A 12,944-nucleotide genomic window follows, 5' to 3' on the forward strand; every position below is an offset into this window, starting at 1 on the left:
AAAAATGATTTACAGTTTGGATAAAATTAATGAGTTAGCAGATGGTGATGAAGACTTTATTCAATCCGTTGTCTCTGCTTTTCTCGATGAGGTTCCTGAAGATTTAGAGCAGTTGGAGGTTGCTATAAATGAGAAGAACTATTCTAATATATATCAATTAGCACACAAAATTAAGCCTAATGTAGATTTGTTAGGAATGGAGCAGACTCGTGCAGCAGCTTTAGATATAGAGAATATGGGTAAAGTTGGGGATGAAAACCCAGCGTTAGATCAAATATTTCCTATTCTAAAAAAAGACATCCATCAAGTAATATCGGAACTTAAAAAAGACTTTGCTCTTTAAAATGAATGCAGAGATAATTACCATTGGTGACGAAATTCTTATCGGTCAGATAGTGGATACAAATTCGGCCTTTATAGGGAAGGAATTTAATAAAATTGGTGTTTCAATTTATCAGATTACATCTGTTCAAGATGATAAAAAGCACATTCTTCAAGCCTTAAAAGATGCAGAGTCACGCGTAGATATTGTTTTAATTACAGGTGGGTTAGGGCCTACTAAAGATGATATTACCAAGCATACTCTATGTGAATATTTTGAAGACCACCTGGTCCAGAATGATATGGTTTTAGTTCATATCAAAGAATTGTTTCAAAAATATCTATCCACTGCTCCTCTTTTGCAAGTAAATATTGATCAGGCTTTGGTGCCAAGTACGGCAACGGTCCTTCAAAATGCAAATGGTACAGCGCCTGGTATGTGGATGACAAAAAACAATACTGTATTTGTCTCGCTACCTGGGGTTCCTTTTGAAATGAAGCACCTTATTTTGGAAGAGGTTATTCCTAAAATTCAAAAAGAGTTTAAGAGGCCTTTTATTCTTCATAAAACAATAATTACCTATGGCATAGGAGAAAGTGCTCTGGCTGATCGTATTTCAGATTGGGAGAGTGCATTGCCTTCAAGTATTAAGCTAGCATACCTTCCAAGTTTAGGGAAAGTGCGTTTACGCTTAAGCAGTAAAGGACCTGTTAAGGAAATTGTGGAAGGTATTATGGCACAAGAAATTAGGAAGCTTTACGGTCTAATTGATGATGTTGTTTATGGTGAAGAAGATGATGAAACTATTGAAGCTGTAATTGCGAAATTATTAACTTCTAAAAAAATGTCATTGTCTACTGCTGAAAGTTTTACGGGAGGAACGATAGCGGAACTTATTACGGCCATGCCAGGTGCGTCTGCGTATTTCAAAGGAAGTGTGGTAAGTTATGCTACCGAAGCTAAGATTAACGTTTTAAAAGTCTCAAAAGAGGTTATTGAGATGCATTCGGTGGTAAGCGCTCAAGTAGCCGAAGCTATGGCAATTAATGTTCGGGAAATCCTAAAAACAGATTTTTCAATAGCTACTACGGGGAACGCTGGACCGTCAAAAGGAGACTCCGATAAGGAGGTTGGAACGGTGTTTATTGCAATCGCAACACCAAAAGGAGTGTATTCTGAGAAGTTTATGATGGGAAGTCAGCGAGAAAGGGTTGTGCAAAGGTCTGTAAATAAGGCACTTGAGATGCTGCAAAAAGAAATTTTAAAATATTAAAAAAGAATTTTGTACGTCCGATAAAAAAGATATAAATTTGCATCCTGTTTAAAAATAACACAAACCCTAGCGATATGTCAAAAGTTTGCGAGATTACCGGAAAGAGAGCTATGTTTGGAAACAACGTTTCGTTTTCCATCAATAAAACAAGAAGAAGATTTAACGTAAATCTTTCTAAAAAGCGTTTCTATATTGAAGAAGAAGACCGTTGGGTTACTTTGAAGGTATCTGCGCGTGCATTAAAATCTATCAATAAGAAAGGTATAAGTGCAGTATTGAAAGAAGCTAAAGCAAATGGATTAACTAAGTAATCCGAAAAAATAATCTAGTATAATGGCTAAGAAAGGCAATAGAATCCAAGTGATTTTGGAATGTACAGAGCATAAGGAATCAGGACAACCTGGTACTTCAAGATACATTACAACAAAAAACAAGAAGAACACTCCTGATAGAATTGAGCTTAAGAAATTCAATCCAATTCTAAAGAAAATGACTGTTCATAAAGAAATTAAGTAATTTTCCGTCTCTACGGGAATGATAAAAATTATAAAACATGGCAAAGAAGACGGTAGCAAGTTTACAAACCAGTTCTAAAAGATTGACTAAGGCTATAAAAATGATTAAGTCACCTAAATCTGGTGCTTATACATTTACAGAATCAGTTATGGCACCTGAAGAGGTTAGTGCTTGGTTGACTAAAAAATAAGACATTTCAATTTTATATTGATATAAGCTACTTTCGTAAAGAGAGTGGCTTTTTTGTTTTTATAACTGAAGTAATTAGGGTCGATTCGTCTTTTAAATCTGTGATCGAAACAAGGATCCTATCGGGGCATTCAATTATTTTGTTTAAGTATTAATCAAGTATGTTTCATATATTTGATACAACGAATTTTTTAACACTATGAGTTTATTCAAAAAGATATTTTCTTCTCAAAAGAAAGAAACACTTGATAAGGGTCTTGAGAAATCCAAAACTTCATTTTTTGGAAAATTAAGTAAGGCCGTAGCTGGTAAATCAAAGGTAGATGATGATGTTCTTGATGATTTAGAAGAGGTTTTAGTTGCTTCCGATGTGGGTGTAGCTACCACTTTGAAAATTATCAAAGGAATAGAAGCAAGGGTTGCTAAGGATAAGTATGTTGGTACAGATGAGCTTAATGAAATTTTAAGGGAGGAAATTGCACGTTTGCTTTCAGAAACAAATTCTGGAGAAGATGTAGAGTTTACCATTCCTAAGGGTAAAAAACCTTATGTGATTATGGTTGTTGGTGTCAACGGAGTAGGTAAAACCACAACTATTGGAAAATTAGCATATCAATTTAAAAAACAAGGGTATAAAGTTGTTTTGGGAGCAGGAGATACTTTCAGAGCGGCAGCTATAGACCAATTGCAAATATGGGCAGATAGAGTCGGTATTCCTATTGTTAAGCAACAGATGGGGAGTGATCCTGCCTCTGTAGCGTTTGATACCCTAAGTTCTGCTGTAAAGAGTGATGCTGATATTGTTATTATTGATACAGCAGGTCGGCTTCATAATAAAGTAAACCTAATGAATGAGCTTTCAAAAGTGAGTCGGGTCATGCAAAAAGTTGTTCCAGACACTCCAAATGATGTGCTCTTAGTTTTAGATGGCTCTACCGGTCAGAATGCTTTTGAGCAAGCAAAACAGTTTACGAAAGCTACAAATGTTACTTCTTTGGCGGTAACTAAATTAGATGGTACAGCAAAGGGCGGCGTAGTAATTGGTATTTCAGATCAGTTTCAAATTCCAGTTCGGTATATTGGAGTAGGTGAAGGAATTGAAGATCTTCAGGTTTTCAATAAGTATGAATTTGTAGATTCTTTCTTCAGTAATAAATAAGAATAGTTACTCTTATCGAAAATCTCTAAGCATTCTATTCTATGGAAGCTTAGAGATTTTTTTTGTTTAGGACGGCTGTGATGTTTTTGTTATACATTTTTACTATTTTTAAAATAAAAATTATAGAATATATGAAAAACCTTGTTGTACTCTTTATGCTCTTTTTTGTGTTCTCTTGTAAAGAGAAAAATGTGACGGAAAAAGCACAAGTTATTTGGCATCCTTATAATGATTCATTGGAAATTGCAGGGAATGCAAATCATAAGATTGCACGGATGCAATACAAGCTGATACAATCTAAGGTTTTAGATAAGAATGATGTGTTTCTTCCATTATATGATGAAGTTTCAAAAATTTCTGAACTAGATTATGAAAAATGGAAGCCTTTTGTTTTAGAACAAAACATTCCAACAATACAAGCCAATATAAAGGATGGAAATTTAAGCTACGAAAACCTTGTGTTGTTTTATTTGTATCGTATTTATAAATATGAATTAAATAATGAAACCACGCTAAACACAATACTAGCCTTAAATAAAGATATTTTAAAAGAGGCGCGAGCATGTGATCAGGAACTGGCTAGAAATCCAAATTCGGGTAGACATCTTATTTATGGAATGCCAATTTTGCTTAAAGATAATATAGATACTTTTGGTATGAATACTACTGCGGGTGCTATAGCTTTAATGGCGAATGAAACTGATGACGCTTTTATTGTAGAACGTTTAAAGGAGCATGGAGCCTTAATTTTAGGTAAAGTAAATTTAAGTGAATGGGCTTACTTTTTATGTAAAGGTTGTCCAGTAGGGTATAGTGCTGTTGGAGGTCAAACGTTGAACCCTTATGGGCGCAAAGTTTTTGAAACTGGTGGCTCTAGTGCAGGGAGTGGTACTTCGATAGCAGCAAATTACGCCGTAGCTGCAGTAGGTACAGAAACTTCAGGATCAATACTTTCTCCTTCAAGTCAGAATTCTGTAGTAGGTTTAAAGCCTACCATTGGTTTGTTGAGTAGAAGTGGCATTGTGCCTATTTCAAGTACGCTTGATACGCCTGGACCTATGACTAAAAACACGATAGATAATGCCATCCTGCTATCTGCAATGACAGGTAAAGATCTTTCAGACGTAAAATCAGTAGATACCTTTAAAAATTATACGGAGGCGCTTATTAAACCTGCTTCATTGGAAGGTAAGCGCTTTGGGGCTTTTGAGACGTTAATGGCGTCCGACTCTATTTATGCAGCAACTATTGCGACGATAAGGTCACTAGGTGCTACGGTTGTTGTTTTTACTCCAGAAGAATTAGAGTTGCCTGGTTTTTTAAGTATTTTGAATATTGACATGAAGAATGATTTGCCAAGCTATATTGAGCAAAATGTAAAGAATAAAAAAGTCGTTAAAGTAACTTCTATTGAAGATGTTATCTTGTTTAATAAACAAGATTCACTCACTAGAATTCCTTATGGTCAGGGTTTGTTTGAAGGAATAGTTGCAGATACCACTTCTTCTGAAAGCTTAAAGGTTATCATTGCTGATTTGGAACAGAAAAGTAGAATTTATTTTGATGAGGTATTGGAACGAGATAACTTGGATGCTATTTTAAGTATCAATAATTATCATGCGGGTTATGCCGCTGCGGCAAAATATCCAGCTTTGACGGTGCCAATGGGGTATAAAACAACAGGAGAGCCCATCAGTTTAACGTTTATAGCGAAACAATTTGAGGAAGATAAGTTGTTGCAACTTGGTGCTGCTTTTGAAAATGCAACAAAGCTTAGGAAAATGCCTAAAGGATTTGATTAATTGATAACATTATTTATTAGCGCCCAAAGGTCATTGTCAAATGTAGAAAGTGCAAAATTTTCATCCGCAGCAGCTTCGCCCATTCTAATAATTACAAGGTCTCTGCTGGGAATGATATAGATTTTTTGATCATTTTTACCTAGGGCAGCATACATGTCATTAGGAGCATTTGGAATTAAAGAACCGTCAAATTCTAATTGGGATTGTGGTAAATGATAACGTTGTTTTCCATTTAACCACCATAGATAGCCGTATGATTTGTTGATGTCTTGAGAGGTATTTATGGCGCTATGTAGGTAATCATTAGGAATTATTTGTGAGCCTTCCCATTGACCATTTCTGGAAATGAGTAACCCAAAGCGGGCCATACTTCTTGTATCACTCCAATAGACACTAAGATTGCTTAGGTTTGTCCAATTTCCTGTCATTCCTATTTTATCTCTCAATGAAGTATTAAAATATTCTTTCCAAGTGCTGTTACTTGCTGTTGCGATAATATCCTGTAATTTAACGTAAACGTTGTGGTATGCCCATCTTGAGCCAGCATCTGCAATATATTGCAAATTTTCTGTGCTTACATCGTCGCCTAAAGTATCGTCTAATCCAGAATCCATTTGCAATAAATTTTTAAGAGTGATTACATTCTCTTTAGCTAGGGGAGTGCTCGTCCAACCCGTGCCTAAATAGTCTGAAACTTTGTTATTAATATTTAATAGTCCTTCTTCTTGGGCAATACCGGTGGTTGCTGATGTTAATGTTTTTCCTGAACTTGCCCAATACCATATCTTAGATTGGGTATGTTCGTTCATATAATGTTCTATGATAATTTTACCCTCATGTAATATCATGAAACTTTTACTATTGGTATCTTCTAAATAGTTTAGTAAAGTGGGTATTTCATCTGTATTCCAGTTTAGTTCTTCTGGAGATTTAGTTTGCCAAGTGTCAGATCCAACTGTAGGGAAATAACTATTTTCAGTACTTCCTTCTTCGGTATCTGTAGGTTCTGAATCCGTAGAACATGAAAAAACAAACAAAATTAAAAATGTATAAATAAAGGATGTTTTATGTGTCATAATACTGGTTTTGTGGTAGGACCCTTAAGCTTTGTAATGGTTTAATACTAACATAACGCAACATCAATAAAAATGAATATAAATAAGTGTGATCTTTTTCCTTGTTGTATTTTTGCACTTTAATTAAAGCTATGCGCACAAAAACACTTAAGAAGAATAAAATTAACGTCGTAACATTGGGTTGCTCCAAAAATGTTTACGATTCGGAAATTTTAATGGGACAACTAAAAGCCAATAAAAAGGACGTTGTACATGAAGGAGAAGGAAATATTGTCGTAATTAATACCTGCGGATTTATTAAAAATGCCAAAGAAGAAAGCGTGAATACGATTTTAGAATTTGTGCAAAAAAAAGAAGCAGGGGTTGTAGATAAAGTTTTTGTAACTGGATGTTTAAGTGAGCGTTATAAGCCAGATTTACAAAAGGAAATTCCGAATGTAGATGAATATTTTGGTACTACGGAATTACCGGGTTTATTAAAAGCATTAGGAGCAGATTATAAACATGAGTTGATAGGAGAAAGATTAACAACTACTCCTAAGAATTACGCCTATTTGAAAATAGCAGAAGGTTGTGATAGACCTTGTTCTTTTTGTGCCATTCCTATCATGCGTGGAAAGCATAAAAGTACACCAATAGAAAATTTGGTTATAGAAGCTGAAAAATTAGCGGCAAACGGAGTTAAAGAATTAATTTTAATTGCTCAAGATTTAACGTACTATGGTTTAGATATCTATAAGAAAAGAAACCTTGCCGAGCTTCTTGAAGCATTAGTAAAGGTGGATGGTATTGAATGGATTCGTTTGCATTATGCTTTTCCAACAGGGTTTCCAATGGATGTATTGGAATTAATGAAAAAAGAACCAAAAATTTGTAATTATTTAGATATTCCGCTTCAGCATATTTCAGATTCAATTTTGAAAAGTATGCGCAGAGGTACTACTAAAGAAAAAACGACAAAGTTGTTGCGCGATTTTAGAGCTTTGGTTCCTGAAATGGCAATTAGAACTACTTTAATTGTTGGGTATCCAGGAGAAACAGAAGAAGATTATCAGACGTTGAAAAGTTGGGTAGAAGAAATGCGTTTTGAACGTTTAGGATGTTTTACCTATAGTCATGAGGAAAATACACATGCTTATACTTTGGTAGACGATGTTCCTGAAGACGTAAAACAAGAACGTGCTTCTGAAATTATGGAAATTCAATCCCAAATATCTTGGGAGTTAAACCAAGAAAAGGTGGGACAGACACTTCGTTGTATTATTGATAGAAAAGAAGGACCTCATTTTGTTGGTAGAACAGAATTTGATTCTCCAGATGTAGATAATGAAGTGCTTATTGATGCTGCAAAATACTATTTAAAAGTGGGCGATTTTGTGAATATAAAGATCACAGAAGCGGCCGATTTTGATTTGTATGGAGAACCTGTTTAGGTCTTCTTAATCATTTTAATAGTATAGTAGCCTATCAGTGTAATTATTAAAATCATAATAGCCCAAAGCCATTTTTTATCTTCGAATAAAGGTTTAGCTTCGGGCTCTTGTATTTTAGCTTCACTGCTTAATTCTTTTCCTAATACCACTGCTTTGGCGGTTTTAGGAACCACATTATCCATTAAATTAATATCATAAATGGGTTCAGAGGCTGTTGGGTTTCCATAGGTTAAAAAATATTGGGCGGGTTCATTGAATCGTCCAATTAATTCGTGTTTATATCCTTTCAGTTCAATAGTACCAATCTTAAGGGCTTGGTTGTCCTGATTGCTAATGGTGATTTTCAGCTTTTTAACTCTAGTACTGATAAAATTAAATTCATTCTTATTAATAGAACTCAGAATACTTGAGGATAAACTTCGGTAATCATAGTGCCATCCTTTGGCGGTCTTGGTACTATCTGTAATATAACTTATGTGAATTGGCCTTAAGTAATTTACATCATCTAAGATGTTTACTTTTATGTGACTTAGCGGTACTGCGTTTTTTAATTCTACAAGAACGATACTTTCTTTTGTTTTCTGATTTTTTGTTACTTCTGTTTTAACCGGCACATAGGAATTGTATTCCGCTGGAATGGTATTATTTTCAAAAATTTTAGCACTTTTTAATTCTGGATCCTCCAAAGTATTTGCTGTAATTCTGTAGTAACTATAGGTAGAAGTTGGAATTTTAGCTGTAGTGAATTTAAAACTAGTTAATCCATTCTCAATAGACAGCATGCGGTAGTTTTCTTCAATAGTATACCACTGTTTTTCATCATGTCCTCCTTCTATTTTGATGTTAAAATCAAAATTAAGTTTATTAAAATTTAAATAGATTTCATTGATTTTAGAATCATTATCGACTTTAAACGTATAAAAATACTTGTCTTTCGTATGGCTTTCATTTAATAAGTTGAAAGCTACATCATTAATTTTTTCAATACTCTTTTTCGTATTCAAGGCATAAGGCACTTCTATAGTATCCTTTTTTGAAATACCATAAATCCGAATATCAGCAAGATTCATTTTCGTCTTTCCGTAAAGAGATTCAGGTATTTCTATACTGTGCCATTGCTCTGAAATATCCTTTATTTCTCGTTTGTATTGGTAGGTTTTCATTTGAGCAAGGAGGCCTGTACTCACTAAAAACAGCGCAAATAAAAGGTTATAAGTCTTTCGGGTCATTTTCAATCTGTTTGGTGTATTTGTTATATAAAAATGAAATTAATAATAAAAGTAATCCTAAGGATACGAATACAATAGTTTTAGATAGGGTATCTAAATCTGCTATGTCATAAAAGAAAAGTTTTACAAGAGTAAGTCCAAATAGACTAATTCCACTGATACGTATGTGCTTTTTTCTTTTCCAAATTCCAATAACAACCATGAATAAGGAATAAGCTCCCCAGAGGATGCTTAAATTCATTTTGTATAATCCCGAAGATCCGGCAAGATCCATCCAGTGTAAAAGTTCGCTGCTTAATACCCAGATGGCTATTAAATATAGAAATATTTCAAAAGCTTTTTTAATTTTCAAATTCAGGTATTCTTGTTTGCTATATAGGTATAGGGTATAAATTAGGAATGCTAAAAAGGCTAAAGAGATGTATCTTATGTATAAATAAACACTTCCAATTTCATAATATTCACCCAGATATTGTGCGATGTAATTTTCCCGAAGTGTGCTTATAATGAATAAGCCTCCAATTAGGAAAATGAAACTAAGTAAGGTGTTTATTATAAAGTTGGAGACCGCTAAGAGTTTACTTTTTATAATTTTAATATTAAGGATAGCTAGAATAGAGAAGAATAAAAGGGTGTAGTTTATGAGCCAAATGCTTTTAAAGTCCATTAAATTATAATTCCCGGTGTTGGTTAACGCGCCATCTTCAGAGCTGTATTTAATAAAAGAGTCTATATACTGTTGCTCCCAATAGGTATCTATTTCCAAGGCAAATGCTACATAGCAAATTAGAAGTAGTGCAATAGGGATTAGTAGTGCCATCATTTTATCAAAAGCTTTTTTTGGAACAGCTGTAATTTGATACTTTTTAGCTTCATTTAACCAAATAATAAATCCGAATGCGCCCATGACAAGGAAGGAGCTTAAGAAGTTGCTATTGAATATAGGTGTGAACCTTTCTGTAGTTGTGTACATGCTGTAAGCATGGGACCAATCTTCTAGTAAACTAATAAAAGCTAGTGCCATTAATAGATATGCTAAGTTCTTGTAAATTGTTATATTTTTTGTGGTAGCAAACCAGAAAAGTATTACCGCTTCTAATGACCACAGTATAGTCACCCAGCTTCCATCTAATTGAACAGGGATGGTAATTGTAATAAAAGTTAGTACCAATGCGGCTATCAAATAAAATAATTTTTTATCGACTAGTTTCTTCTTGTAAATAACAACAGTCGGAATAAAATGTATCATAGCATTCCCAAGTGTAAAGAGCCCTAAGAATTCTTGGCTGTAGGCCGAATGTGATTCTAGTAAATAAAAACCTATACCGTAAAAGAAGAATGAGTTAATGAAAAGCAAAACAATATCTGCTGCTTGAAATTTTTCATTTCTTATTGTTTTATAGGCTAAAAACATACAATAAAAGAGGACAAAAAAGATGCTCAAGAAAGCAAATGCAAGTTTAAAATCTTCTTCAGGGAAGTAGTCATCTATAACCCAAGCTAAATAGATGATCCAGGAAAATCCGAAGGAGACATAGTAAAGTGATTTCCAGTATTTTTTGAATGAAATTATTAAAATACCGATATTAAGAATACTCATATAACTAAAAAGAGCAGTTACATTTCCTGAGTCATTACTTAGTAAGAATGGTATTGCGTAGGCGCCTACTAATCCTAAATGAGCAATAATTTGCTTCTCGTAATTTATGGCGGCCACTACTGTAAAAGCAGTTAGTAATGTCATTAGTCCAAAGGCGACGAGTTGCGGGAATAGGCCGTAAAAATTATAAGCCATAAAAGTTATGAAATACATCATTGTTATGGCGCCACTCACTAGAACAGCACTAAAATTTAAGTATTTTTCTTTTAGTTTTAAACCAACGCCTAATATTCCAAAGGAAAGTAAGTAGCCTAAAATAATACGCGTAAGTGGACTTATAAGATTATTTTCAATACTATATTTTACACCAATTATAACCCCGATAATAGTAATAAGAATACCAACTTTATTAATTAGATTTTCGCCAATGAACTTTTCTAAGTTCGATTTTGTTTCTGGTTTTTTGGGCGTACTTGCACTAATTCTTTCATTTTCAGCATCCGTATTTATAGGAGATTCTTTTTGAGGTTCGCGTAAAATTTTATCAGTTACTTCTTGTATGGGCTCTTTTTTTATAGGCGATGCAATATTCTCCGATTGGATGTGCTCTTCTGAGATTTCCGCAGATGCTATGACGTTTTTTGCTGTAGTTTCTGGTTCTTCCGTATTTTTTTGAACAACAGCAGTTTCTTCTGGTGCGTGTATAGGGGTAGATTGTTGGGGTTGCTCTTTTTTGAGTTGTTCAATTTCTCTATAAGCAGCCATTAGGTTTTTGGCAAAATTTTCTTGCTTGGCTAAAAGTTCTTCAAGTTTTTGCTCAAGTAGTTTTATCTGGTCGTGTTGGTTGTTCATGTGTTTTATATAAAAACTAAGGTATAACGTAAGGATAACTCCTCTTTAGGGCTACTTATTGCTTTTTTTGTTGAAGTTCTTGGTCATACAATTGTCGGCCGAGTTCTGCTAAAAAAGGAATTCCGATAGTGTCATATTCGTAGGTGTTGTCATTAAATATTTGGTTGTTGTTTACTAAAATTGTAGCCGTAAGTAGAAATTCAATAGTGTTGGTACTATCCCTTATGTATGCGCAATCTGTAAGCGTACCATATGCATAGCCTACTTTATTATAAATCTCAATGGTATTAGGTATTGGTTTTTGGTGATCACCAAACATAAAAAACTTTACATAACTGTCATAATATTCAGTAGAGTCATACCTTGCTTCTCGAGGTAATGTATGCATGGCATTAAGGAGGAAGTCTCTTTGTGTAGCGCTTAAATTAAATCGTTCTTCTTTTTTAAATTTCTCCGGAAAAATTATTCGTTTTAATACCTCGTGTTGTGCGTCAATGGAGTAATAGTTTTTAAAACTAAAATCAAAGGGCTCTTTTAGAAGTTCATCATCCTCATTTATATAGCCTTTCCCTTTTTTTAGGTTGTTAAGAACAAGAGGTTTGATGGTTGCATTACTTCGTCTTTCGCGTATTCGCGTTGTACTGTCATTCATATAAATGACAATTGGTTTGGTGGTAATATTGTCCGCATCATCTATGGACAGTCGATGAGAAATACGAACATTTTCTATCCCTTTTTTATGTAATGATTGGTTTATAGTATCTTGGCCTAAAAATTCAAACAATCGGTTGTAAGCGTCATTGTCGCTAACTGCAAAAATTTTAGTTATTTCTTTGGCTACAGTCGTTTCAATAGTATCTCCTTCAATGTAAAATTTGGTGTGTAGACTTACATCCGGTATTTTATTAATTTCTTCTAAAGCTAAAATAGCAACAGGTAATTTTACAGTGCTTGCAGGGTAGAAGTAATTGTTTTTGTTTGTTTGAAAATCATAATCAGTAAAAAACACCTCATTGTTTTCCCTGCGTATTTGAGTGAATTTTATTTGTACCTCATAGGCATTAATACTATCTATAACGTTTTTAATTTTGGGAGAAGTAGCTTTTAAAGCAGATTCAATGGGATGCGAAAATTCTATTTTAGATTTCTCTTTACAGCTAATGATAAGCAATAGAAAGAAGATAATGCTAATTGGTTTAGAAAGCATTGGTTTTTTTTTAAGGGTTGTAAATTTCTCCTCGGTGTGGTTTTAAGGCATCTCTAACGATTAGCATTTCAGATTCTTCCACAACTAAAAAAGCTAAGCTATACATGTCATTTAGGTGTAAGACGTCTGTAATATTTAGCTGAAGCTTTTCCGTGGCAATAAATTCTTTTAAGTGAATTACGTGATGTTCAGCGGTTTTAGCAGCTGCAGGACCTCGAAAATCCCAAATCAACTTAATTTTTTTGGAGCTCATAGTGTAAAATTAATCGGTTTTTAGATCTATTAT

Annotated in this window: 13 protein-coding genes; 8 read left to right on the forward strand and 5 right to left on the reverse strand. The window is 34.0% G+C overall.

The features are described from left to right. Positions 1-4: 4 nt before the first annotated feature. The 7 genes from GQR94_RS12960 (at position 5) to GQR94_RS12990 (ending at position 5,261) form a co-directional block, all read left to right on the forward strand. Complete coding sequence (locus tag GQR94_RS12960) at positions 5-343, forward strand: Hpt domain-containing protein (RefSeq protein ID WP_158975896.1); 339 nt, start codon at positions 5-7, stop codon at positions 341-343. A gap of 1 nt (position 344) precedes the next feature. Then, positions 345-1,595 (forward strand): competence/damage-inducible protein A, encoded by a 1,251-nt coding sequence (locus GQR94_RS12965; protein ID WP_158975897.1) that lies wholly within the window; start codon positions 345-347, stop codon positions 1,593-1,595. Positions 1,596-1,669: 74 nt separating this feature from the next. Continuing rightward, positions 1,670-1,906: a 50S ribosomal protein L28 gene (gene rpmB / locus GQR94_RS12970; RefSeq protein ID WP_013551188.1), complete on the forward strand. Its 237-nt coding sequence runs from the start codon at positions 1,670-1,672 to the stop codon at positions 1,904-1,906. Between the two features lie 22 nt (positions 1,907-1,928). Further along, on the forward strand, positions 1,929-2,111 hold the full coding sequence (rpmG, locus tag GQR94_RS12975) for a 50S ribosomal protein L33 (RefSeq protein WP_024481505.1): 183 nt from the start codon (positions 1,929-1,931) through the stop codon (positions 2,109-2,111). Between the two features lie 37 nt (positions 2,112-2,148). Continuing rightward, entirely contained in the window at positions 2,149-2,301 is a 153-nt protein-coding gene (locus GQR94_RS12980) for a DUF4295 domain-containing protein (protein WP_158975898.1), read from the forward strand. A gap of 198 nt (positions 2,302-2,499) precedes the next feature. Beyond that, positions 2,500-3,459: a signal recognition particle-docking protein FtsY gene (gene ftsY / locus GQR94_RS12985; RefSeq protein WP_158975899.1), complete on the forward strand. Its 960-nt coding sequence runs from the start codon at positions 2,500-2,502 to the stop codon at positions 3,457-3,459. Positions 3,460-3,590: 131 nt separating this feature from the next. Beyond that, the gene (locus tag GQR94_RS12990) at positions 3,591-5,261 is read left to right on the forward strand and encodes an amidase family protein (RefSeq protein ID WP_158975900.1); all 1,671 of its coding nucleotides are present in this window, start codon (positions 3,591-3,593) and stop codon (positions 5,259-5,261) included. Here GQR94_RS12990 and GQR94_RS12995 read toward each other — a convergent pair. After that, positions 5,258-6,337 (reverse strand): serine hydrolase, encoded by a 1,080-nt coding sequence (locus GQR94_RS12995; RefSeq protein ID WP_158975901.1) that lies wholly within the window; start codon positions 6,335-6,337, stop codon positions 5,258-5,260. The two genes, GQR94_RS12990 and GQR94_RS12995, sit on opposite strands and share 4 nt — an antisense overlap. A 131-nt stretch (positions 6,338-6,468) precedes the next feature. Here GQR94_RS12995 and rimO point away from each other — a divergent pair, with 131 nt between their 5' ends. Next, a complete protein-coding gene (gene rimO / locus GQR94_RS13000) occupies positions 6,469-7,770 on the forward strand; it encodes a 30S ribosomal protein S12 methylthiotransferase RimO (protein ID WP_158975902.1) in 1,302 nt (433 codons plus the stop codon). Here rimO and GQR94_RS13005 read toward each other — a convergent pair. From GQR94_RS13005 to GQR94_RS13020, 4 genes are read right to left on the reverse strand one after another with little or no spacing between them, the layout of a single operon-like run. Then, positions 7,767-8,999, reverse strand: coding sequence for a DUF3999 family protein (locus GQR94_RS13005; protein ID WP_158975903.1), 1,233 nt, complete (start codon positions 8,997-8,999; stop codon positions 7,767-7,769). The genes rimO and GQR94_RS13005 overlap by 4 nt on opposite strands. Further along, positions 8,980-11,451, reverse strand: coding sequence for a DUF2339 domain-containing protein (locus tag GQR94_RS13010; RefSeq protein ID WP_158975904.1), 2,472 nt, complete (start codon positions 11,449-11,451; stop codon positions 8,980-8,982). The genes GQR94_RS13005 and GQR94_RS13010 overlap by 20 nt, the downstream gene beginning before the upstream one ends. A 55-nt stretch (positions 11,452-11,506) precedes the next feature. Beyond that, positions 11,507-12,658, reverse strand: coding sequence for a serine hydrolase (locus GQR94_RS13015; RefSeq protein ID WP_158975905.1), 1,152 nt, complete (start codon positions 12,656-12,658; stop codon positions 11,507-11,509). A gap of 10 nt (positions 12,659-12,668) precedes the next feature. Further along, positions 12,669-12,911: a hypothetical protein gene (locus tag GQR94_RS13020; protein WP_158975906.1), complete on the reverse strand. Its 243-nt coding sequence runs from the start codon at positions 12,909-12,911 to the stop codon at positions 12,669-12,671. Positions 12,912-12,944 lie beyond the last annotated feature (33 nt).

The organism is Cellulophaga sp. L1A9 (assembly GCF_009797025.1).
Lineage (GTDB): Bacteria > Bacteroidota > Bacteroidia > Flavobacteriales > Flavobacteriaceae > Cellulophaga.